The organism is Rothia kristinae NBRC 15354 (genome assembly GCF_001570865.1).
In the GTDB taxonomy this organism is placed as follows: Bacteria; Actinomycetota; Actinomycetes; order Actinomycetales; family Micrococcaceae; genus Rothia; species Rothia kristinae.
The window spans coordinates 58,732-79,773 of the sequence record NZ_BCSM01000010.1; the positions used below are offsets into that span (position 1 = coordinate 58,732).

22 protein-coding genes and 2 tRNA genes are annotated in these 21,042 nt (G+C 72.5%); 6 read left to right on the plus strand and 18 right to left on the minus strand.

Annotated elements, in window-relative coordinates:
• Positions 1 to 78: 78 nt before the first annotated feature.
• Complete coding sequence (locus KKR01S_RS07225; RefSeq protein WP_081101629.1) at positions 79 to 840, minus strand: GNAT family N-acetyltransferase; 762 nt, start codon at positions 838 to 840, stop codon at positions 79 to 81.
• A gap of 134 nt (positions 841 to 974) precedes the next feature.
• Between KKR01S_RS07225 and KKR01S_RS10580 the strand changes: the two genes are divergently transcribed.
• Positions 975 to 1,652 (plus strand): LppP/LprE family lipoprotein, encoded by a 678-nt coding sequence (locus KKR01S_RS10580; protein ID WP_081101630.1) that lies wholly within the window; start codon positions 975 to 977, stop codon positions 1,650 to 1,652.
• A gap of 181 nt (positions 1,653 to 1,833) precedes the next feature.
• Here KKR01S_RS10580 and KKR01S_RS07240 read toward each other — a convergent pair whose 3' ends face one another.
• Both KKR01S_RS07240 and KKR01S_RS07245 read right to left on the minus strand, forming a co-directional pair.
• Positions 1,834 to 2,274, minus strand: coding sequence for an OsmC family protein (locus tag KKR01S_RS07240; protein WP_058730952.1), 441 nt, complete (start codon positions 2,272 to 2,274; stop codon positions 1,834 to 1,836).
• Between the two features lie 73 nt (positions 2,275 to 2,347).
• Positions 2,348 to 2,420, minus strand: a tRNA-Ala gene (locus KKR01S_RS07245).
• A 189-nt stretch (positions 2,421 to 2,609) separates the two neighbouring features.
• Here KKR01S_RS07245 and KKR01S_RS07250 point away from each other — a divergent pair.
• From KKR01S_RS07250 to panD, 4 genes are all read left to right on the plus strand, one after another.
• Positions 2,610 to 3,131, plus strand: a complete 522-nt coding sequence (locus tag KKR01S_RS07250) for a TspO/MBR family protein (protein ID WP_244884124.1) — start codon at positions 2,610 to 2,612, stop codon at positions 3,129 to 3,131.
• Positions 3,132 to 3,152: 21 nt separating this feature from the next.
• Positions 3,153 to 3,557, plus strand: coding sequence for a DMT family transporter (locus KKR01S_RS07255; protein ID WP_061225656.1), 405 nt, complete (start codon positions 3,153 to 3,155; stop codon positions 3,555 to 3,557).
• A complete protein-coding gene (locus KKR01S_RS07260) occupies positions 3,558 to 3,872 on the plus strand; it encodes a DMT family transporter (RefSeq protein WP_061225657.1) in 315 nt (104 codons plus the stop codon).
• A gap of 138 nt (positions 3,873 to 4,010) precedes the next feature.
• On the plus strand, positions 4,011 to 4,436 hold the full coding sequence (panD, locus tag KKR01S_RS07265; protein ID WP_058730703.1) for an aspartate 1-decarboxylase: 426 nt from the start codon (positions 4,011 to 4,013) through the stop codon (positions 4,434 to 4,436).
• A gap of 230 nt (positions 4,437 to 4,666) precedes the next feature.
• Here the strand turns inward: panD and KKR01S_RS07270 are convergent.
• The 11 genes from KKR01S_RS07270 to KKR01S_RS07320 form a co-directional block, all read right to left on the minus strand.
• Positions 4,667 to 4,742: transfer RNA gene (locus KKR01S_RS07270), tRNA-Ala, on the minus strand.
• A gap of 149 nt (positions 4,743 to 4,891) precedes the next feature.
• Positions 4,892 to 5,317, minus strand: a complete 426-nt coding sequence (rsfS, locus tag KKR01S_RS07275; protein WP_061225658.1) for a ribosome silencing factor — start codon at positions 5,315 to 5,317, stop codon at positions 4,892 to 4,894.
• A gap of 100 nt (positions 5,318 to 5,417) precedes the next feature.
• Entirely contained in the window at positions 5,418 to 6,203 is a 786-nt protein-coding gene (locus tag KKR01S_RS07280) for a hypothetical protein (protein ID WP_061225659.1), read from the minus strand.
• Between the two features lie 50 nt (positions 6,204 to 6,253).
• The gene (gene nadD / locus KKR01S_RS07285; protein WP_081101631.1) at positions 6,254 to 7,072 is read right to left on the minus strand and encodes a nicotinate-nucleotide adenylyltransferase; all 819 of its coding nucleotides are present in this window, start codon (positions 7,070 to 7,072) and stop codon (positions 6,254 to 6,256) included.
• Between the two features lie 53 nt (positions 7,073 to 7,125).
• Complete coding sequence (locus KKR01S_RS10680; RefSeq protein WP_058730706.1) at positions 7,126 to 7,359, minus strand: hypothetical protein; 234 nt, start codon at positions 7,357 to 7,359, stop codon at positions 7,126 to 7,128.
• Between the two features lie 70 nt (positions 7,360 to 7,429).
• Positions 7,430 to 8,737: a glutamate-5-semialdehyde dehydrogenase gene (locus KKR01S_RS07295; RefSeq protein WP_058730707.1), complete on the minus strand. Its 1,308-nt coding sequence runs from the start codon at positions 8,735 to 8,737 to the stop codon at positions 7,430 to 7,432.
• Positions 8,738 to 8,769: 32 nt separating this feature from the next.
• A complete protein-coding gene (proB, locus tag KKR01S_RS07300; RefSeq protein WP_058730708.1) occupies positions 8,770 to 9,972 on the minus strand; it encodes a glutamate 5-kinase in 1,203 nt (400 codons plus the stop codon).
• 88 nt (positions 9,973 to 10,060) lie between these two features.
• Positions 10,061 to 11,647, minus strand: coding sequence for a GTPase ObgE (gene obgE / locus KKR01S_RS07305; RefSeq protein ID WP_058730709.1), 1,587 nt, complete (start codon positions 11,645 to 11,647; stop codon positions 10,061 to 10,063).
• Between the two features lie 203 nt (positions 11,648 to 11,850).
• Positions 11,851 to 12,108 (minus strand): 50S ribosomal protein L27, encoded by a 258-nt coding sequence (rpmA, locus tag KKR01S_RS07310; RefSeq protein ID WP_058730710.1) that lies wholly within the window; start codon positions 12,106 to 12,108, stop codon positions 11,851 to 11,853.
• Between the two features lie 45 nt (positions 12,109 to 12,153).
• On the minus strand, positions 12,154 to 12,465 hold the full coding sequence (gene rplU, locus KKR01S_RS07315) for a 50S ribosomal protein L21 (protein ID WP_058730711.1): 312 nt from the start codon (positions 12,463 to 12,465) through the stop codon (positions 12,154 to 12,156).
• 215 nt (positions 12,466 to 12,680) lie between these two features.
• On the minus strand, positions 12,681 to 15,839 hold the full coding sequence (locus KKR01S_RS07320; protein ID WP_058730712.1) for an Rne/Rng family ribonuclease: 3,159 nt from the start codon (positions 15,837 to 15,839) through the stop codon (positions 12,681 to 12,683).
• Positions 15,840 to 16,364: 525 nt separating this feature from the next.
• On the opposite strand from KKR01S_RS07320, the gene KKR01S_RS07325 reads away from it, so the two are divergent.
• Complete coding sequence (locus tag KKR01S_RS07325) at positions 16,365 to 17,000, plus strand: vitamin K epoxide reductase family protein (RefSeq protein WP_224799522.1); 636 nt, start codon at positions 16,365 to 16,367, stop codon at positions 16,998 to 17,000.
• Positions 17,001 to 17,165: 165 nt separating this feature from the next.
• Here the strand turns inward: KKR01S_RS07325 and ndk are convergent, their stop codons facing one another.
• The 4 genes from ndk to KKR01S_RS07345 all read right to left on the minus strand — a co-directional run bounded on the left by ndk (position 17,166) and on the right by KKR01S_RS07345 (position 21,035).
• Positions 17,166 to 17,579, minus strand: a complete 414-nt coding sequence (gene ndk, locus KKR01S_RS07330) for a nucleoside-diphosphate kinase (protein WP_058730713.1) — start codon at positions 17,577 to 17,579, stop codon at positions 17,166 to 17,168.
• A gap of 83 nt (positions 17,580 to 17,662) precedes the next feature.
• The gene (locus KKR01S_RS07335) at positions 17,663 to 18,922 is read right to left on the minus strand and encodes a folylpolyglutamate synthase/dihydrofolate synthase family protein (protein ID WP_058730714.1); all 1,260 of its coding nucleotides are present in this window, start codon (positions 18,920 to 18,922) and stop codon (positions 17,663 to 17,665) included.
• Positions 18,919 to 19,362: a DUF4233 domain-containing protein gene (locus KKR01S_RS07340; RefSeq protein WP_058730715.1), complete on the minus strand. Its 444-nt coding sequence runs from the start codon at positions 19,360 to 19,362 to the stop codon at positions 18,919 to 18,921. Before KKR01S_RS07340 ends, KKR01S_RS07335 begins: the two co-directional genes overlap by 4 nt.
• Positions 19,350 to 21,035, minus strand: coding sequence for a bifunctional folylpolyglutamate synthase/dihydrofolate synthase (locus tag KKR01S_RS07345; protein ID WP_224799523.1), 1,686 nt, complete (start codon positions 21,033 to 21,035; stop codon positions 19,350 to 19,352). Before KKR01S_RS07345 ends, KKR01S_RS07340 begins: the two co-directional genes overlap by 13 nt.
• Between the last annotated feature and the right edge of the window lie 7 nt (positions 21,036 to 21,042).

Consider the following 21,042-nt stretch of genomic DNA (forward strand, 5'->3'; position numbering starts at 1 on the left):
TCTGAGACCAGGGCCCCCGGCGCACCGCCGGGGGCCCTGGCCGTTTCCGTCCGGCCTGGCGTCAGTCGATCGATGGCGTCAGCCGATCCCGGCGTAGGCGGCGAACTCCCGGTGCCCGGTGACCCGCAGGTCCCAGGAAGGGCGCACGAACTCCTCGGCCTCCACCCGGTAGCGCACCTCCTCCTCGGCCTGCCGCCCGTGGGCGTCGGGCACCAGGTGGGTGCCGTTGGGTCGGTACCCGAGCTTCTCGGAGACCGCCCGGGAGGCGTCGTTCCAGGCGTAGGCGCCGCTGGATGCGGCCCGGGCGCCGAGGTGGTCGAAGGCCCACAGCAGCACGGCCTCGCGCATCTCCCGTCCCAGGCCCTTGCCCTGGTGGGCCCGGACCAGCCAGCTCGCCGTGCTCACCTGGTGCAGGAGGGTGAAGTCCCGGGCTCCCACGTCCTGCATCCCGATCAGCACCTCACCGGCGTCGGTCTTCAGGAACACGCCGAACAGCAGCATCAGGTCGGCCTGGTCCATCCGGGATCGGCATTCCCAGAGCCACGCGAAGCTGGCGTGCGCCTTCTGCTCCGGGGTCCCTTCGTTCCACGGGCTGCTGAAGGGATTGCTGCGGGTGTGGGCGATGGGCTCGGTGGTCGCGGCGAGGTAGGCCGGCAGGTCCGCGTCGCGCAGCAGCCGCAGCACCAGCCGCGGGGATTCCAGGCGCAGCCCGAACGGGGGCCACACCCGCTCCAGCGGCAGCGACGGGTCCCCGGCGGGGACGCGGAAGCCCGCGGGCTCCCCCTGCTCCTTCCCAGGCTGCGGTGACCGGTCACGGGGATCGGGTGTGGTGGTGCTCATCACCCTATTCCATCACAGGAGCCGAAGCTCGGATGCGGTGGGATGGCATTCTCGGCAGGTCACCCATGGTGTGATGTCCTTCACCTCTGCTAACTTCAGGGGTGAAGAACCCCTCCTCCAGGAAGGTGCCGCAGATGCGCCCCTCGAGACTCTCGCCCCTGGCCCTGGCCGGACTGCTGCTGCTCAGCGGCTGCGGCACCTCCCCCGGGAGCGACGCCGATCCATCGACGAGCAGCCCCGTGACGTCGTCGACGGCGTCGTCGTCGGTCGCCGCCCCCTCTCCCCCGGTGGCATCCCCTTCCGAGCCTGCGCCGGCGCCGAGCACCCTGGCCACCCTGGCCCCGGGACCGGGCCACACCGGGGACACCCTGCCCACGGATGATCCGACCGCGGCCGAGGCCTCCTGCGCCTCGGTGACCGCGCAGCAGGCGCAGGAGTCGGCCCTGCCCCAGGTCCCGCAGTTCGACGATGGCGAGCGGTGGGCGTGGGATGCGTCCACGGCGGACACCGGCGGCTTCAGCGACTGCGCGCAGCTGTCCTGGATCACGGTGGGCATCCAGGGTGCCACGGGGTCCTCCCCGTATCAGATCCTGCTGTTCCACCGGGGCGAGTTCATCGGGCCGGCCACCGAGCGGGCCTACGGCTTCGCCCCGCGGGTCCAGCGCATCGACGACGCCGCGATCCAGGTGACCTACCGCTGGGCCGGGCGCGGGGAGACCACCGCGGGGGCTTCCCGGACCGCGGTGTCGGTCTTCCGGTGGAATGAGCTGCGCGGCGCGGCGGACCGAGCCGGGGAGCTGCCGCCGACCTGATCCTGACGCCCCGCGAGACCGTACATCGCCGCCCAGACCGTACGAACGTGCCGAGACCGCACCCGTCGGGTCCGGTCTCGGCACGTCTGTACGGTCTCGGCCGATCTGTACGGTCTCAGCAGGGGTGCGCGCGGAGGAGAGGCTGCCCACGCGCCGTCGATCCCCTGGCGATCGGGGCCCCTCAGGTACCCGACTCCACCGCGGGTACCCGCACCGCGTCCTGGGCGGTGAGCAGCCGGGAGACCGGGCATCGCTGGTGGGCCCGCGCGGTCAGCTCCCGCACCTCCTGATTGGGCAGCCCGGGAATGGCCACGACGGCGGTGGGTTCGAAGCGGTAGGAGCCGTCGGGATTCCGGTGCAGCTCGACCTCGACGCAGACCTCGGGCCGATGCTGCGCGGGATCGAGTCCCTGATCAGAGAGGACGGCTTCAAGGGTCGCGGCGAGACAGGTGGACCAGGCCATGCCCAGCAGCTGCTCGGGATTGGCGCCGGACGAGGTCCGCTCAGGCGGCCCGGTGCGCAGGCTGAGGCCGTCGTCCGCGGTGACGGTGCCCTGGATGCCGCCCCGGTTGGTCACGCGGGTGCGGTACAGGACGGGATCGGAGGATTGCGGCTGGCTCATGCCCCCACGGTAGACCCCGTACAACGCAGAAGATCCCGGGCCATCCGTGCGGATGATCCGGGATCTTCGATCGTGGAGCTGAGGGGACTCGAACCCCTGACCCTCTGCATGCCATGCAGATGCGCTACCAGCTGCGCCACAGCCCCAACGGATGAAGACTGTACCAGCTGCGGGCCGCCTGTCCAACTCGGCGGATCCAGGGTGGTGCGCGCCGGCCGAGCCTCCGGGAGATCCGCGCCGCGTCTACCCTCCGCGTCCGCCCTCCGGGACCGGGCGACGTCGACGGGCCGCCTCCGCGTCCTGCGGCGCGACCCGCCTCTGACATGCTGGAAGACATGAACCACGAGAGCCCCGCACAGCAGCCCGCGAAGGCCACGTCCGTCATCGTGCTGGCGCTGATGATCATCATCCCGCTGGCCGTCGGCATGGTCGGCTCCCTGGCCAGCGCCTCCGCCGTGGACGGCTGGTACGCCGACGCCGACAAAGCCCCCTGGACTCCCCCGAACTCCGTGTTCGGCCCGGTGTGGACCGTGCTGTACGTGATCATCGGGGTGGCCGCATGGCTGGTGTGGCGCGAGCACGGGCGCCCCGGACGACGCCGTGCCCTGACCCTGTACGTCGTCCAGCTGGTGCTCAACAGCCTCTGGACCCCGCTGTTCTTCAACGGCTACACCCACTGGGGCACCACCGGGCTGATCCTGGCCGCCCTGGACATCCTCCTGCTGCTGGCCTGCGCCCTGGGCACCTTCGCCGCGTTCCGGCCAGTCCAGAGGCTTGCGGCCTGGCTGCTGGTGCCGTACCTGCTGTGGATCGCGTACGCGACCACCCTGAACCTGTACATGGTCTTCACCAACTGACCCACGAGAGGAGGGCCCCGGATGAAGCGCGCGCTGCTGCTGGTCGCCGCGATCCTCGCGGAGGTCTCGGCCTCGCTGAGCCTGAAGGCCGCGATGAGCGCTCCGTGGCTGTACGCCTGGACGGTCGCGGGATACACGCTGGCCTTCGTGCTGCTGGGGCTGCTGCTGTGGGCCGGCATGGCGCTGGGCGTGGCCTACGGATTGTGGGGCGCCGGCGGCGTCGCGCTCACGGCCCTGGCGTCCGCGGCGATCTTCGGCGAGGCCCTCTCCCCGCGGATGGGTCTGGGACTCGTGCTGGTGATCGCCGGTGTGCTGTGCGTGGAGCTGGGCTCCCAGCGGGTGCGCCGCCGGGCCCTGCGCTCGGTCGACGTCGGGCGGGCCGACGTCGGCCCGGCCGGGGACGCTCGGGACGGGAGGGTGAGGTAGGTGGCGTGGACCGTGCTCATCCTGGCGGTGGTGTGCGAGGTCGCGGGCACCTCGAGCCTGCGCCTGGCCGTGGATCGGGGCCGGGCCTGGTACGCGCTCACCGCCCTGCTCTACATCGCGGCGTTCACCGCACTGAGCGCGACCCTGCACCTGGGTATGCCCCTGGGCATGGCCTACGGGATCTGGGCGGCCCTCGGCGTGGCCCTGACCGCGGTGGTCAGCCGCGTGGCGTTCAAGGAGCCGCTGGACGCAGTGATGGCCGCGGGCATCGCCCTGATCGTGGGTGGGGTGCTGCTGCTGGAGACCGGCTCCTGAGCCTGGGCCGCGGGGAGTAGAGTATTCGGGCGCGCCCCGCCCCGGCTTCTTCGGGAGGGCGCCATCGCCGGGGGCGACGTCGTGCCGAACGCCGACCGTCTCCTGCCCCCGTACCCACACACTTCTCCAGGAGGAACCATGCTGCGCACCGTGCTGGGCGCGAAGATCCACCGCGCCACCGTCACGCAGGCGGATCTGCACTACGTCGGATCCATCACCATCGACGCCGACCTGCTGCAGGCCTCCGGGATCGTGGAGGGTGAGCAGGTGCAGGTGGTGGACGTGACCAACGGCTCCCGCCTGCAGACCTACGCGATCGCGGGACCCGCCGGCTCCGGGGTGATCGGCATCAACGGGGCGGCCGCCCACCTGGTGCATCCCGGGGATCTGGTCATCATCATGTCCTACGTGATGGTCGATGCCCGGGAGCTGACCGAGCACGAGCCGCAGGTGGTGCACGTGGACGGGGAGAACCGGGTGGTCGCCCTCGGTGCGGACCCGGCGCAGCCGGTGCCCGGGGCCGAGGACCAGATCGACCCGCGACGCGCCGCCGTCGACGCCTGACGCGGGTCGGGGCGCAGCCATCGTCCGGCGCCGAGACCGCACGCGGTCGCCGAAACCGCACAAAACTGCCGAGACCGTACCCGTCGGGTGCGGTCTCGGCGCGTCTGTGCGGTCTCGGCACATCGGTGCGGTCTCGGCACATCGGTGCGGTTTCGGCGGTGAACGCCGAGGACGCCCGGACACACGACGAGGGCCCCACCGGATTCCTCCGGCAGGGCCCTCGTCCTCACTGGTGGAGCTGAGGGGACTCGAACCCCTGACCCTCTGCATGCCATGCAGATGCGCTACCAGCTGCGCCACAGCCCCAAGATCACTCTCGCGATCCCGTGTCACCTCGCGGCGACTCATCTACTGTACTCAGACCGTCTCCCCCGCGCCAAATCCGCGAAGGGTGATCTGTCACACCCGCGCCGCCCCATGCCGCGGACCCCGCACCGCGGGCCCGGCGTCGCGGCTCAGGAAGCCGGATCCTGGGCCAGTTCGGGGCTGTCGGGCATCTGCTCGGGATCGGCCAGCTCCTCCTCCACGCCCAGGGGGATCCGCGGGGCGTCGCTCCACAGCCGGTCGAGGGCGTAGAAGATCCGTTCCTGCTCGTGCTGCACGTGCACCACGATGTCCCCGAAGTCCAGGAGCACCCAGCGGCCCTCGGCCTTGCCCTCCCGGCGCACCGGCTTGATCCCGGCCTGCTCGCGCAGCTGATCCTCCACCTCGTCCACGATCGCGTCCACCAGCCGCTCGTTGGCGGCCGAGGCGAGCAGGAAGCCGTCGATCAGGCCCATCGCCTCGGAGACGTCGTAGGCGTTGAGCTGAGTGGCGTGCTTGTCGGCGGCGGCCCGCGCGGCGATGCGCAGGGCCTGCACGGACTCGGGTGCTGCGGTCATGGGAGGTCCTTTCGGTGGGGACGGCGGCGGGTGGCCGTCCGCTGACGGTTCAGTGGGTGCGGGCCGGGTCGGTCGCGGTGAGCACGGTGAGCGGGGGGGGTTACGGAATCAGGAAGATCACGCCGAGCACGACGGCGGCCACCAGCACCAGCAGGATCAGGGTGATCAGCCAGGCCCGGCCGGTGCCGCCCGGGGCCTTCGCATCCAGCCCGGACAGGTCCAGTCCGTGGGCGTCCACCGCCCGCACGGGACGGGCGTCCTCGGGCTGCGCGGCGCCCTCCGCGGTCTCATCCTGGGCGGCGGACTCCGCCGGGGAGGTCTCCTCGGGCCCGGTCTCCTCCGGGGCGGCCACGGCGTCGTCGGCATCCGCCGACGCCCCCACACCGGCCCCCGCATCGGCATCCTGCACTCTCGGGGTGCTCCCGGTGATCACCGGGATCCCCATGGTCTGCGGGCCCAGCAGGCGCTCGTCGTAGACGGTGCCGGCGAAATCGGTGTTGCCCAGCCCCGACAGGTGCGCCGGGTTCACCGAGACGATCCCGCCGGAGACCGTCCCCGGGCCGGCCCCGAGGATCTGGCGCTGCACGTCCTCCAGCAGGGCCCGGTCCCGGTAGGTGGTGGCGGTGCGGTCCCCGACGATCGCCGCGAACTCCTCATCCGCGCTGAGTCGGACGAACTCGCCCTGCTCGCTGATCGCCTGGAACCGCCGCTGGAACTCCAGCAGCCGATCATCCGGCTCCATGACCGGCACCACCGGAACACCCTGGGTCTCGGGGTCCGGGGCGTTGCCGCGCAGGCGGTCCAGGTACTGCTCGCGGTAGCGTCGCAGCCTCCGGGGTCCCAGATCCTCCGGGGCGGGCGGGACCTGCAGGCCGTCCTCGGCCACGAACGTCTTCTGCGGGTCCGCGGTGATGTCCGTGGTGGTGCGCTGCGCGTTCAGTGCTGACTCCTTGACGAGATGCTGCCCTCCGGGGCCTCGGGGGCTCCGGTTCTCCCCGCCGGTGTGGGGACGGCGTCGTTCGGCTGCGATTCTACCGGCCGGGCCGCCGGATCCGCCCGGCATCCCGGCAGCTCATCGGGGCCCTGCCCGGCCCGCTCGGGCACCGTGACGTCCTCGCGGTGGTAGAGCTCGTACTTGTTGATGTACTGCACCACGCCGTCCGGGACCAGGTACCATACGGGCTTGCCGTCCGCGGAGCGGCGCCGGACGTCGGTCGAGGAGATCGCCATCGCCGGCACCTCCAGCAGACCCACCCCGGCCGCACGCTCCGGGGCGGCCAGCTCGTGGCCGGGTCGGGTGACCCCGACGAAGTACGCCAGGTCCCACATCTGGGCGGCGTCCTTCCAGGACAGGATCTGCGCCATCGCATCCGCCCCGGTGATGAAGAACAGGTCCGCGTTCGGGCGCAGCTGGTGCAGGTCCCGCAGCGTGTCCACGGTGTAGGTGGGGCCGGGCCGGTCGATGTCCACCCGGGAGACCGTGAACCGGGGGTTCGACGCCGTGGCGATCACGGTCATCAGGTACCGGTGCTCCGCCTCGGTCACCCGCTGGTCGGCTTTCTGCCACGGCGTGCCGGTGGGCACGAAGACCACCTCGTCGAGGTCGAAGACCGCCGCGACCTCGCTGGCCGCGACCAGGTGCCCGTGGTGGATCGGGTCGAAGGTCCCGCCCATCACGCCCAGCCGGGTCCGCCCGGGGCGGCGCGGCGGGACGGTCAGGGTGGTGTGCCCGGAGGTCTCCAGCTGGGGGTTCATGCGCTCCTGCCCGCGACGGCGCCCCGCGCGGGCGGGACGCCATCGATCATGACTCAGTGCCGGTGGTACTCGGCGTCGTACTTCTCGACGGACTCCCGCTCAACCTCGCTGAGCTCGGACGGCGCGGAATCCGGGCGCACGACGCCGCGGCCGCTGTAGGAGTGGCAGATCAGGGCCAGCGCGATGAAGCCGACCATGAACAGGATGGCGAACCAGTGCGGCGCCAAGGGCAGCTCGTTGACCACGTGCTCCTCGGCCACGGTGGAGGCCAGGACTGCGATGCTCATGGGCGCTTGCTCCTCTCCGGCGGCCGGCGCGGCCGCGGCGTTCGGTGTGCGATGGATGCTGAAGGCCAGTCTAGCCCCTGGTCTGCCCCTGACCCCGCACGACCCACTTGCTCGTGGTCAGCTCCGTCATGCCCATGGGCCCGCGGGCGTGCAGCTTCTGCGTGGAGATCCCCACCTCGGCGCCCAGCCCCAGCTGGCCGCCGTCGGTGAAGCGGGTGGAGGAGTTGACCATGACCGTGGCGGCATCCACCCGGGAGACGAACTCGTCGGCCTCGGCGAGGTCATTGGTGATGATCAGCTCGGTGTGCCCGGTGGAGTGCCGCTGGATGTGGCGCAGCGCCTCCTCCATGTCCGGGACCACCCGCACGGACATCTCCAGGGCCAGGGACTCATCCGCCCAGTCCCCGTCCTGCGCTGCCAGCACCTGCTCCGAGAGCCCGCCGGCCAGCCGGGCCGCGGCCTCGTCGGCGTGCAGGCGCACCCCGGCCTCCAGCAGCCCGCGCAGCACGGCCTCGGCGGCCGGGGCGCCCTCCTGGATGAGCAGGGTCTCCGCGGAGTTGCAGGCCGAGGGCTTGTCGGTCTTGGAGTCCACCACCAGGTCCACGGCCATCTGCTCCGGGGCCGAGGCGCCCAGGTAGATGTGCACGTTGCCCTCCCCGGTCTCGATCACCGGCACCCGGGCGTTCGCCACGACGGACTGGATCAGCCCGCGCCCGCCGCGCGGGACCAGCACGTCCACGCGGCCGCGGGCCAGCATCAAGGCGGTGGCCCCGTCTCGGCCGTACTCGTCCACGGACTGCACGGCATCCATCGGGAACCCGGCGGCATCCAGGGCGTCGCGCAGGATCCCGACCAGGGCGGTGTTGGTCTCCTGGGCGGCCGAGCCGCCGCGCAGCATCGCGGCGTTGCCGGATTTCACGGCCAGCCCCGCGATGTCCACGGTGACGTTGGGGCGGGCCTCGTAGATCGCGCCGACCACGCCCATCGGCACCCGGATCCGGGAGACCCGCAGCCCGTTGGGCAGGGTCTGCCCGTCGATGATCTGCCCGACCGGGTCGGTCTGCCCGGCCAGCTCGTGCAGAGCCGTGATCAGCGCGTCGATGCGCGCATCATCCAGGGCGAGCCGGTCCAGCAGGTTCTCCGCCATGCCCTTCTCGCGTCCGCGGGCCAGGTCCCGGGCGTTGGCCTCCAGGATCACGGATCGCCCGGCGTCGATCCCCTCGGCCATCCGGCGCAGGGCGGTGTCCTTGTGGGAGCGGTGCGCGGTGGCCAGCACCCGGGAGGCGGCGCGGGCGTCATCGGCCATGGCCTCGACGGCCTCCTGCACCTCACGGGGCACGGTCGGAACGGACGGAGTGCTGCGATCGGTGTCGGTCATGGACCCGATGATAACGAAGGTGCGCGGCGGATTCAGCGGCGGCGCAGCACGGCCAGGTTGTCCACGTGCACGACGACGCCGTCGAACCCGTCGCCCAGCTCCTCCTCCGCGGCCGCGCTGGCCAGCCCCGCGATCCGCTCGATGTCCTGGCTGGAGTAGGCGGCCAGCCCGTGGGCGAAGGTGCGCCCCTGCGGGTCCTTGATCGCGATGGGCTCGCCCGGGCGGAAGATGCCCTCCACCCCGGTGATCCCGGCGGCCAGCAGGGAGGTGCGCCGGCGCACGGCCCGCTCCGCCCCGGCGTCGACGGTCACCGCGCCCTTGGTCTTGGCCAGCTGGGACAGCCACACCAGCCGGATCGAGCGGCGCCCACCCGTGGGCTGGAACCACGTGCCCACATCCGCCCCGTCCAGGGCCGCGGCGGCGTTGGCGGCGGAGGTGACCAGCGCGGGGATGCCGGAGGAGGAGGCGATCTTCGCGGCCTCCACCTTGGTGACCATGCCCCCGGAGCCGACCCCCGCGCGTCCGATCGTGCCGATCTCCACGCCCTCCAGGTCCCGCTCCGGGTCCGTCACGGTGCTGATCCGCTCCCCGCCCTCGGCCGGGTGCTTGGTGTACAGCGCATCCACGTCGGACAGCAGCAGCAGCGCGTCCGCCTTGATCGTGTGTGCGACGAGTGCGGCGATCCGGTCGTTGTCCCCGAACTTGATCTCGTGGGTGGCCACGGCGTCGTTCTCGTTGACGATGGGCAGCACGTTCAGGTCCAGCAGCCTCTCCAGCTGACGGTGGACGTTGTGGTAGCGGCTGCGGTGCATCAGGTCCTCCGCGGTGACCAGCACCTGGGAGATCGTGACGTCGTAGCGGGAGAAGATCTCGGTGTAGCGGGTCATGATCAGGGACTGCCCGACGGCGGCCGCCGCCTGCTGGGTGGCCAGGTCCTTGGGCCGCTTGGTCAGCCCCAGCGGGGCCAGCCCGGCCGCGATCGCCCCGGAGGAGACGAACACGACCTCCACCCCGCGCCCGTGGGTCTTCGCCAGCACGTCCGCGATCGTCGCGACGGCCAGCTCGTCCAGGGAGTGGGCGATCGAGGTCAGGGAGGAGGAGCCGACCTTCACGACGATGCGCTTGGCCTTGGGCAGATCCTCCCGCCGCTCGATGGGGCTGATCCTGTTCTTCCCCCGGGACTCGGCCGAACGCTGGATCTCGGCGCGGGACAGGGACGCGGACGGGGTGAGCATGGGTTCTCCTCTTCTGCGTGGACGGCGATCGCGGGTCGGTATCAGACGGACGGTGTCGAAGCGGCCCCGGTGGGGTCGTCGCCGGGGGTCAGTCGGCGTCCTCGGCGCGACGGCGGGCGCGCCGGTCGCGGGCGGCGTCCACGGACTCCGTCCACTTGCCGGCCAGGCGCTCGGCCTCCAGCTCCTCGCGCGCGGCGGCCTTCGCGTCCTTGCGCTGCTGGTAGTCCTCCCGCTTCTCGGCGCGGGTGGGGCGGATGATCTCCTCGAGCCTGGAGTCGGTGCCGCGCGGGCTGGACAGCAGCTCCGCGCCGCCGACCATCGTCGGCTCCCAGTCGAAGACCACGGCGTCGGCCTCCTCCCCGATCACCACGGCGTCCCCGGGGGTCGCGCCCTGGGCGAATAGCTCGTCCTCGACGCCGAGCTTGGCCAGCCGGTCCGCGAGGAAGCCCACGGCCTCGTCGTTGGCGAAGTCGGTCTGCTTGATCCACCGCTCGGGCTTCTCCCCGAGCACCCGGAACAGCGGCTCCAGGTTGCGCTCCTCCCGGCGGATGCTGAACTCCCCGCGCCCGCCGCGGCGGCGGGACACGGCCCGCGGGCGCAGCACGGCCGGGGCCTCCTGCGTCTCCTGCTCCTGATCCTCCTGCGCGGCCCGGGCCTCGGCCACCAGCTCGGCCATCGCGAAGCCCAGGGCGCGCAACCCCTCGTGGGAGGCGGTGGAAACCTCGAAGACCCGCAGCCCGCGGGCCTCCAGCTCGGGGCGCACGAGCTCCGCCAGCTCCCTGGCCTCCGGGACGTCCACCTTGTTCAGGACCACCAGGTGCGGGCGCTGCACCAGGGGCGTGGCGGTGCCGGCCGTGGGATCCACGGAATAGCCGGCCAGCTCCTTCTCGATGACCTCGAAGTCCGAGATCGGGTCCCGGCGCGGCTCCAGGGTCGCGCAGTCGATGACGTGCACGATCGCCGCACAGCGCTCCACGTGGCGCAGGAACTGGTGGCCCAGCCCCCGACCCTCGGAGGCGCCCTCGATCAGCCCGGGCACATCGGCCACGGTGAAGCGGGTGTCCCCGGCCTGCACGACCCCGAGGTTGGGCACCAGGGTCGTGAACGGGTAGTCCGCGATCTTCGGGCGCGCCGCGGACATCGCCGCGATCAGCGAGGACTTGCCGGCCGAGGGGTACCCGACCAGGGCGACATCGGCGATGGACTTCAGCTCCAGGACGAGGTCCCGCTCCTCGCCGTCGATGCCCAGCAGGGCGAAGCCGGGGGCCTTGCGCTTCGGGGAGGCCAGGGCCGCGTTGCCGGCCCCGCCCTGCCCGCCGTGGGCGGCGACGAACTCATCGCCCATCCGCACCAGGTCCGCCAGCACCTTCCCGTCCCGGGTCTTCACGACCGTTCCCTGCGGCACGGACAGGACCAGGTCCGCCCCGTGGGTGCCGTGGGAGAGCCCGCCGCGGCCGATGTCGCCCTTGGGCGCGGTCTGGTGCGGCGAGTGGTGGTATTCCAGCAGCGTGGTGGACTGCCCGTCCACCCGCAGGATCACGTCTCCCCCGTTGCCGCCGTTGCCGCCGTCGGGGCCGCCCAGGGGCTTGAACTTCTCGCGGCGCACGGACACGCAGCCGTTGCCGCCGGCGCCTCCGCGGGCGTGCAGGACCACCCGGTCCACGAAATCGGCCACGTGCAAAACCCCTTCGGTCAGCGGATGGGAGGGGCGCCGCGGGGTGCGGCGCCGGACTCCGGCGGGCCCTTCGATCCTATCGGCCCCGGAGGTCATGGACGAGAAGAGGGCCCGCTCTCCCGTCAGGGGAAGGCAGGCCCTCTTCTGCATGGTCACCGGCTGGTTGCGGCCCCCGGTGCGAGCCGTGCTCCTCGCGGGGAGAACTACTCCGCGGCGGCGAGGATGTTGACGACCTTGCGGCCGCGGCGACGACCGAACTCGACCTGGCCGGCGGCCAGGGCGAACAGGGTGTCGTCCCCGCCGCGCCCGACGTTCTCACCGGGGTGGAAGTGGGTGCCGCGCTGGCGGACGATGATCTCGCCGGCGTTGACGGACTGGCCGCCGAAGCGCTTCACGCCCAGGTACTGGGGGTTGGAGTCGCGGCCGTTGCGGGTGGAGCTTGCACCTTTTTTGTGTGCCATTACTGCCTGCCTTCGTAGGGGTGACGGGTGGGTGAGCGGAGCCGATCAGGCGTCGATCGCGGTGACCTTGACCTGGGTCAGCTCGGCGCGGAAGCCCTGGCGCTTCTTGTAGCCCGTCTTGTTCTTGTACTTCTGGATGACGATCTTCGGGCCGCGCAGGTCCTCGACCTTCTCGGCGGTGACCTTCGCGGAGGCGAGGGCCTTCGGGTCCGCCTGGACCTTCTCGCCGTCCACCAGCATCAGGACGGGCAGCTCGATGGTGCTGCCGGCCTCACCGGCGACGCGGTCGAGGGTAACGAGGTCTCCCACGGAGACCTTTTCCTGGCGGCCGCCAGCGCGGACAATCGCGTACACCACTTGGGAACTCACTTCTCTCGACATTCAACGTACTGGGGTTCTGCTCAGAGCACCGCAACCACCGGGGACGTGGCCGCCGGACGTGGGACGCACCCGGAGGACGGGTCCGTCGAGGAAGGTCGCAATGAGCACCGACAGTCAAGGATACGGCACAGCCCCGCGCCCGGGCAAGTGTTCGCCCGGGCGCGGCGGCCGCGACGCCGCTCGGCCGCGGGTCACTCGGGCCGGCGGATGTCCTCGGCCTTCACGCCGACGCCGAGCATCATGACCTCCTCGGCCTGTGCGGCCGCGGCGGTGGTGCCGTCGGTGCTGGGGGCGGCCGCGGCCGTGGCGACCCGGACCCCCGAGGCCTCGCCCTGCTGACCGGCGACGATGCTCCCGCCCTGCCCGCCGTCGGAGCTGGCCCGACGGGAACGGCGCTTGGGGCGGGAGGCGGAGGCCGGCCGGGCCCGCTCCTCCTGCGCCGGGGCAGCTAGTGCGGCCTGGGCGGACTCCTGGGCCTGATCCGGCTGCTCGGAGCGGCGCGAGGCGCCCGGGGTGGCGACTCCGGTGACCGTGGGCCGCTGCTCGGCCGGGTCCTGCGCGGTCCGCGCCGGGGACTGGGCCCGCCGGGGGGTGCGGGAGGTCCCGGACCGGCGGCCCTGCTCCTGCCGGTCCTCGCCCCGGGTGCGCCCGCCCCGCTCCTGAGCGGAACCGGACTGCCCGGCGTCGGACTTCCCGGTGCCGGACGTCGCGGAGCCGGAGTTCTCTGCGCCGGACTGTCCGCCGCGCTCGGTCTGCTCCGAGCGGCGCGAGCGCCGGCCGGGCTTCATGTCCTCGAGGGCCTCGAGTGCGGCCTGGCGCGCGGCGTCGGCGGCCTCGCGTCCGGCCCGGCGGCTGTCCTCCCGGCGCGTGCGCCCGGCGCGTGCGGAGCGGGTGGTCCCGGCCCGGCGCGGCGCCGGCAGCCCGGTCTCCTCCTCGACCGACGACGCCGAGTCCTCCCGGGTCCGGCCCCGGCGGGACTCGCCGCGGGGCGCATCCTCGCGCGGGGAATCCTCGACGGCGGAGGACTCGGTCCCGGCCCCCTCACGGGGCGCCTTGCGGTCGAAGGCCTCGCTCAGCGAATCCAGGTCCAGAGACGGCTCGGAGCCCTCCTGCTCCTGGGCGGGCTGCTTCTGCTCGCCGTGGGGTAGGGTGACGACCTCGCCGTGGATGGTCACGACCATATCCGGGTCCTCCGGCAGACCGTGGCCGGAGCCAGCCTCGTCGCGTCCATCCGCGGCGTGGGCCGTCTCGCCCTGGGCCTGGGACCCGTTCTGCGAGGACTCGCCCTGCTGCGTCTCGGCCTGCTCGCCCCGGGAGCGTCCGCCGCGCTTGCGGCGCTTGCGCTTCTTGGCGGCCTTGGACTCCTGTCCCGCGCCGTCGTGCTGCTCGACCGAGTCCCCGGAAGACGCCGCCTGCTGGGTGCGCTCCTGGTCCTCTGCGTCGTCCTCGTGTTTGGAGGAGGCCGCGGCGATCGTCGCGAAGGCCGTGCGGGCGGCCTCGGCGCGCGCGTCATCCTGCGGGTTGCGGGGGCTCTCCTCCCGCTGCTGGCGGTTGCGGGACCGCTTGCGGTCGTGCCGGTCATGGCGGTGGTGGGTCTCGGAGCCGTGACCGCCCGAGCGGCCCTTCAGCGGCTCGTCGTGCACGACGACGCCGCGGCCGTCGCAGGCCTCGCAGGGCTCGGAGAAGACCTCCAGCAGACCCGTGCCCATGCGCTTGCGGGTCATCTGCACCAGACCCAGCGAGGTCACCTCGGCCACCTGGTGCTTGGTGCGGTCCCGCCCGAGGCACTCCACCAGACGCCGCAGCACCAGGTCCCGGTTGGACTCCAGGACCATGTCGATGAAGTCGACGACGATGATCCCGCCGATGTCGCGCAGGCGCAGCTGGCGCACGATCTCCTCGGCGGCCTCCAGGTTGTTCTTGGTGACGGTCTCCTCCAGGTTGCCCCCGGAGCCGGTGAACTTGCCGGTGTTCACGTCGATCACGGTCATCGCCTCGGTGCGGTCGATGACCAGGGAGCCGCCGGAGGGCAGGAACACCTTGCGATCCAGGGCCTTGGCCAGGCCCTCCTCGATCCGGTAGTGGTCGAAGACGTCCTCCTCCTCGGTCCACTGCCGCAGCCGTCCCACCAGATCCGGGGCCATGTAGGTCACGTACGCCTCGATGGAGTCCCAGGCCTCCTGACCCTGTACGACCATCGCGGAGAAGTCCTCGTTGAACACGTCGCGCACGGTCTTGATGGACAGGTCCGGCTCCTGGGACAGCAGCTCCGGGGCGGTGGTCTTGCGGGAGTTCGCCTTCTTCTGGATCTCCTCCCACTGCACCCGCAGTCGGTTGATGTCGTGGGCGAGGTCCTCCTCGCTGGCGCCCTCCGCGGCGGTGCGCACGATGACGCCGGCGCCGTCGGGCAGGTGGTCCTTGAGGATCTTCTTCAGCCGGGCCCGCTCCGTGTCCGGCAGCTTCCGGGAGATCCCGGTCATGGACCCGCCGGGGACGTAGACGAGGAAGCGCCCGGGCAGGGAGATCTGCGAGGTCAGCCGGGGGCCCTTGTGCCCGATCGGATCCTTGGTGACCTGCACCAGCACGGAGTCCCCGGACTTCAGGGCCCGCTCGATGCGCCGGGGCGCGCCGTCCAGGCCCGCGGCGTCCCAGTTGACCTCACCGGCGTAGAGCACCGCGTTGCGCCCGCGGCCGATGTCGATGAACGCCGCCTCCATGGAGGGCAGCACGTTCTGCACCTTCCCGAGGTAGACGTTGCCGATCAGGGAGTCCTGCTGGGTCTGGGACACGAAGTGCTCGGCCAGCACCCCGTCCTCCAGGACGCCGATCTGGATGCGCTCATCCTTCTGGCGCACGATCATCTGCCGGTCCACGGACTCCCGACGAGCCAGGAACTCGGCCTCGGTGATTCCGTGCCGACGGCGCCCGGAGGCGCGGGATTCCCGACGGCGCTGGCGCTTGGCCTCCAGGCGCGTGGAGCCCTTCACGGAGGTCACGGCGTCGGCCGAGGTGGACTCGACGATGCGCGGGGTGCGGACCTTGGTGACGGTGTTGGGGTCCTCCTCCTCGTCCACCAGCTCCAGGTCCGTGTCTCCGCGGCGCCGCCGACGGCGCTTGCGGGCCACGACCTCGCCGTCGTCCTGCGGCTCGTCCTCGGCGGCCTCGAGCTCGGCCTTCTCCTGCTGCTTCTTCGCCAGGGCCGCGGCCTTCAGCTCCTCGATGTCCGGGGCCTTGAACAGCACGGAGGTCGCGCCGAACGGGTCGGCGGCGACCTCCGGGACGGAGGAGGCGGCGGGTGCGGTCTCGGCGTCCTCGCCCCGGGGGGCGGCGCCGTCGTTCTGGGTGCTCATCGTCTGCGGATGCTCCTGTGGTGCGGCCGCGGAGCCGTGCCGCACCCGGTCCGCCGCCGCGGATGGTGGCCGGTCGGCGCCCCGCCCTAAGGCGGGCGGGACGAGCCGGAAGTCGTCTGGCTGCCCAGCACCGTCTCTCCAGCCGTGGCATCGCCCGGCGATCAGGCCCCGCCGGGGATCATCTCCCCGCGGGCCGCGGTGGGTGGGCCGATGGTCGCGCCGAGCTCCGCAGTCTCACGGGAGTCTTGCCCGGGTGGTCTTCGCCCGGGCGCTCGCTGGAGCGCTGCCAGGCGGTGCACGGCACCCGTCGGCGGCACATCGGACCGGAGGAGACCGCGTGCGGCGCGGCCCTCGGCCTCCCCCAGTATCGCACACCCCCGCCGCGGGAGGGAGGGGCGGGGCCCCGGTGCGTGCAGGACACATCCAGGAGACGCACGGTCGACGCCGCTAAGATGACCGACGCACGCCCACCGGCGGCGCCCCGGCGCCACCGGATCATCCCCGACCCATGAAGAAGGTGCCCGCGTGAGCGCAGCAGTGACCGAACTCCCCGAGGATTCCGCGGCGGAGGGGACCGAGACGCTCCCCCAGCGTCGGCGCCTGGCCTGGCTGATGGTCGTGACCGGCGCCGTCGGCTTCTTCGCCGCGGCGATGCTGGTGTGGGAGCGGCTGCAGATCTACGTGGATGCCGGCCACGTCTCCAGCTGCGACCTGAACTCCCTGGTCAACTGCGGCACCGTCATGCGCACCAGCCAGGCCGCGGCCTTCGGCTTCCCGAATCCGCTGATCGGCATCGTCGCCTACGCGATCATCCTGACCATCGCGACGGCGATGCTCGCCGGGGCGCGCCTGGCCCGCTGGTACTGGTGGTGCGTGCAGATCGGGGTGACCCTGGGCTTCGTGTTCATCTGCTGGCTGTGGTACCAGACCACCTTCCGCATCGACGCGCTGTGCCTGTACTGCATGATCGTGTGGATCATGCAGACCACGCTGTTCGTGCATGTCACGGTGCACAACATGCGCACCGGGGTGATCCCCGTGCCGCGGCGGGTCGCCTCGGCGATGACCGGCTGGGCCTGGTTCCTCACCGTGATGATCCTGCTGGTGCTGTTCGGGATCATCTTCATCCGGTTCTTCTCGGTGATCATGGGCATGTTCTAGGCGCCGGGTGCGACCCGCGCGGGTCGCCCGCAGGCACGGACGGGGCCCGTCCCGACGCACCGCTTCACGCGGTGGTCGGGGCGGGCCCCGTCGTAGTTCACGACACCGAGCCAGCCGCGGGGTGCTGCCCCGGGCGGGGCGCAGCGGCGGCGCACAGGCGGCGGTTCAGCCGAACCAGATGCCGATCTCGCGCTGGGCGGATTCCGGGGAGTCCGAGCCGTGCACGAGGTTCTTCTGCACGTCCTCGCCCCAGTCGCGGCCGAGGTCCCCGCGGATCGTGCCGGCCGGGGCGGTGGTCGGCTCGGAGGGGCCCATGATGGTGCGCAGGCCCTCGATGCAGCGGTCCCCCTCGATCACCGCGGCCACGACGGGCCCGGAGCCCATGAAGCGCACCAGCGGCTCGAAGAACGGCTTGCCGGCGTGCTCGGCGTAGTGCTGCTCCAGGATCTCCCGGGAGGGGGTGAGCATCCGCAGCTCGGCGATGCGGTAGCCCTTGGTCTCGATGCGCGAGAGCACCGCGCCGATGAGGTTGCGTTCCACGCCGTCGGGCTTGACGAGGACGAGGGAGCGTTCGGTCATGGGATCCTCCTGATCCGGAAGACGTGCGGACGGTCTGAGTCCATCCTAGCCAGCCGCACCCGCGCCACGGCGGAGGCGGAGGGTCAGCCGCGCGGGGTCTCGAGGCTCCACAGCCGCCGCACCTGCACCCCCAGCTGCCGCAGCACGGCCGTGCCGAAGGAGATCGTGCCCAGCGCGAGCTCGACCCGCGTCGGATCGGAGGCGGCGTCCCGGCCCGGCCGAATCCGCTCCAGCAGCTGCGCCAGCCCGATCACCGGGACCCTCTCCGTCAGCTCACCGGGCAGCCGGTAGTCCAGGTGCCCGTCCCGCCCCAGGTCCACGAAGGCGTGCTCGACGCCGCGGTCATCCAGCAGATCGGCGATGGCCCGCCAGTCCTTGGTCATCGGCACGGACCACCACACCCGCTGCACCCGCCCCGCATCGGAGACGGCCCGCGCGGCCTCCAGCGCGTGGGCCGCCCCTGCCGCGTCGATTCCCGCGTCCACGACCAGCAGGCAGCCGTCCGGAAGGCGGTGGGCGCTGCCGCGCCCGGGCCGACGCACCGGGCTGGACCCGAAGCCTTCCGGCGGTTCGTCCACGCCCAGGGCGCGGGCCGCCGCGCGCGCCGCGGCCAGCGCGACCCGTTCGTTCTCCACGAGGAAGTCACCCGCGGGCACCACCACCAGGGGTGCTGCGTGGCGGGCGCAGGTCCGGCGCAGGAGCCGGTCCGGGCCGGGCGCCTGCGGGACGCTGGCCACGGGGGCTGGCCCGTGCACCAGGCCGATCTTCTCCTGGGCCACGTGCATCAGGCTCGGTCCGAACACGTCCAGGTGCTCCGGGAGAATCCGGGTCAGGGCCACGGCCACCGGGTCGAACAGGCTCACGGCGTCGTGGGCCCCGCCCATCCCGGCCTCGTGGACCACGACCTGCGCCCCGGCCGCGCGCAGCATCGCATGCCCCAGCACCGTGAACAGATCCGTGGGCGCCAGATACGCGCCGGGGGCCGGGGCCGCCTCGGGCAGGACGGCGGCCAGGCGGTGCAGGCCCGCGCGGTAGGCCGCGGCCGGCAGCACCTGCCCGTCCAGGACGAAGCGGTCCCGGTTGGAGATGATCCCCGGGGAGCTGACCAGCCCGACCCGCAGCCCGCAGGCCTGCAGCCGCCAGGCGATCTCCGCGGCCGTCTGCCCCTTGCCCTTGGAGCCGGTCACCACCACGCTCGGCGCGGGGTCCCCGCCGCGCAGCAGGCCTTCCAGGACCCGGCCGGCCCCGGCGACGTCGCGCACGGCGTCGGCGGGCCGAGCCGCCCAGCCGGCGAAGACCGTCCGGGATTCCAGGGCCCGCAGGCCCTCATCCGTCGCGCTCACGCGCGCCCGTGGGTGCGCTCCCACTCCTGCTCGGCCTCGAAGCGCTCGGCCTTCTCCCGGTCCAGGCGCGCGCCCACGACCATCGAATACCACCAGCAGGCCAGGAAGCACGCGCCGATGAAGAACATCGCCGGCACCAGGAACCCCGTGGCCACCAGCAGCACCTGCAGCACCCAGCCGGCGGTGTACCCCCAGGGCCTGCGCAGCAGGGCGCACAGGGCGACGAAGGCCGCCGCGAAGATCAGGCCCCCGATCATCACCGCCGTCTTCAGGCCCGCCCCCGCGTGGAAGACCGAGAGGCCGAAGAACGCCAGGGTCGCGAAGAACACCACGAGGGCCTCGAGGACCAGCACGGTGGAGGCGAACATCATCCGCACGGAGCTGGGCTTCTTGACCTGCCCGGGCCGCCATTCCCGCTGCGCGCGCGTCAGCCGAGCCACGGGCCCTCCTCCCCTCCGGTCGGCTCCCCGTCGGCTCCCGTCAGACCGGATTCCGGCAGCGGGCCCAGCAGCATCCGGGCCTCCCCGGCCACGGTCACCGACCCGGTGATCAGCACGGCGGCGTCCAGCTCCTCGCGCACGGCGGCATCGGAGACGGCCGCGGTGATCGCCTCGTCCAGGCCGGCGAAGGCCTGCACGACGTCCTCGTCGAAGCCCTCCGCCACGGCCAGGCGCGCCAGCTCCTCCGGGTCGATGGCCCGCGGGGAGTGGGAGGCGCTGACGTACAGGCGGGCGTCGAAGCGCTCGGACTCGGCGTAGGACTCGCGCAGGATGCGCAGCATCTGCGCCGCATCCTTATCCGCCAGGATCCCCAGGACGATCTCCAGCTCCCGGGCGGGCACGGTCTCCTCGACGGCGCGCACCTGCGCACGCAGCCCGTGCGGGTTGTGCGCGGCGTCGATGATGACGGTCGGGGCGGTGCGCACCGTCTCCATGCGGCCCGGGGAGCGCACGGCCGCCAGGCCCGCCCGCACCAGCTCGACGTTCAGCTCGCGTTCTCCCCCGCCCAGGAAGGCCTCGACGGCGGCGATGGCCAGTGCGGCGTTGTCCGCCTGGTGCTCCCCCGCCAGGGGCAGCGCCAGGTCCTCGTAGACCCCGGCCAGCCCCTGCACCGCGAGCACCTGACCGCCGGTTCCCGGGACCCGGGAGCGCACCCCGAACTCCACGCCGCCGAAGCGGAACGGAACCCCGGCCTCCCGGGCCGCCTCCAGCAGGATCTCGGCCGCGGCCGGACGCTGGGCGGAGGAGACGAGGAAGCCGCCGGGCTTGATGATCCCGGCCTTCTCCCGGGCGATCTCCTCCACGGTGTCCCCGAGCATGCGGGTGTGGTCCAGGTCGATCCGGGTGAGCACGGAGACCGCGGCATCGGCGACGTTGGTGGCGTCCCAGCGACCGCCCAGACCCACCTCCAGGACCATGACGTCCACGGGGGCCTCGGCGAACACGGCGAAGGCCAGCACGGTCATCGCCTCGAACTCGGTCAGCGCCACCTCCCCGCGCTCGGTGAGCCGCTGGTCGGCCAGGAGCAGGAAGGGCCGGATCTCGTCCCAGGTGCGCACGAAGGTCGCGTCGTCGATCGGGGCGCCGTCCACGGCGATCCGTTCGGTGACGCGTTCCAGGTGCGGGGAGGTGTAGCGCCCGACCCGCAGATCGTGGGCCATCAGCAGGGCCTCGACCATCCGGGCCGTCGAGGTCTTGCCGTTGGTGCCGGTCAGGTGGATCACCGGGGCCGCATGAGCGGGATCCCCCAGCAGGTCCATGGCCAGGCGCATCGCGTCCAGGCGCGGGGCCATCTGGGTCTCCGGGGCACGCCCGCGCAGCTCCGCGGCCACCGACTCCGCGGAGAACGCGTCCTCGCGCGGGTCCGGGGCCAGGTGCGGCAGATCCGCCTCGAGGTCCTCCCCGATGCCGTGGGGCACCGGGGAGGAGGAGCCGGTGCGCTCCATCTCGGTCAGCTCGCGGGCGATCGCCTCGTCCTCGTCCTCCAGCTCCTCCTCCCCGCCGAAGTGCGGATCCAGCGGATCCAGCTCCGGGGGGAAAGGCGCGGGCTGCGGCTCGGCGCCGTCGTGGTCCTCGCGGGGATCCTGCTCCTCGCGGAAGGGCTGCTCGCTCATGCTCTGG

Coding starts and splice junctions, on each gene's coding strand:
- proB (WP_058730708.1), bottom strand. CDS start 9,972: ATGCTCACCCCGTCCGCGTCCCTGTCCCGCGCCGAGATCCAGCGTTCG.
- panD (WP_058730703.1), top strand. CDS start 4,011: ATGCTGCGCACCGTGCTGGGCGCGAAGATCCACCGCGCCACCGTCACG.
- nadD (WP_081101631.1), bottom strand. CDS start 7,072: ATGAACCCCCAGCTGGAGACCTCCGGGCACACCACCCTGACCGTCCCG.
- KKR01S_RS07345 (WP_224799523.1), bottom strand. CDS start 21,035: ATGAGCGAGCAGCCCTTCCGCGAGGAGCAGGATCCCCGCGAGGACCAC.
- KKR01S_RS07320 (WP_058730712.1), bottom strand. CDS start 15,839: ATGAGCACCCAGAACGACGGCGCCGCCCCCCGGGGCGAGGACGCCGAG.
- rsfS (WP_061225658.1), bottom strand. CDS start 5,317: ATGACCGCAGCACCCGAGTCCGTGCAGGCCCTGCGCATCGCCGCGCGG.
- KKR01S_RS07225 (WP_081101629.1), bottom strand. CDS start 840: ATGAGCACCACCACACCCGATCCCCGTGACCGGTCACCGCAGCCTGGG.
- KKR01S_RS07295 (WP_058730707.1), bottom strand. CDS start 8,737: ATGACCGACACCGATCGCAGCACTCCGTCCGTTCCGACCGTGCCCCGT.
- KKR01S_RS07255 (WP_061225656.1), top strand. CDS start 3,153: ATGAAGCGCGCGCTGCTGCTGGTCGCCGCGATCCTCGCGGAGGTCTCG.
- ndk (WP_058730713.1), bottom strand. CDS start 17,579: ATGACCGAACGCTCCCTCGTCCTCGTCAAGCCCGACGGCGTGGAACGC.
- KKR01S_RS10580 (WP_081101630.1), top strand. CDS start 975: ATGCGCCCCTCGAGACTCTCGCCCCTGGCCCTGGCCGGACTGCTGCTG.
- KKR01S_RS07250 (WP_244884124.1), top strand. CDS start 2,610: ATGAACCACGAGAGCCCCGCACAGCAGCCCGCGAAGGCCACGTCCGTC.
- rpmA (WP_058730710.1), bottom strand. CDS start 12,108: ATGGCACACAAAAAAGGTGCAAGCTCCACCCGCAACGGCCGCGACTCC.
- KKR01S_RS07240 (WP_058730952.1), bottom strand. CDS start 2,274: ATGAGCCAGCCGCAATCCTCCGATCCCGTCCTGTACCGCACCCGCGTG.
- KKR01S_RS10680 (WP_058730706.1), bottom strand. CDS start 7,359: ATGAGCATCGCAGTCCTGGCCTCCACCGTGGCCGAGGAGCACGTGGTC.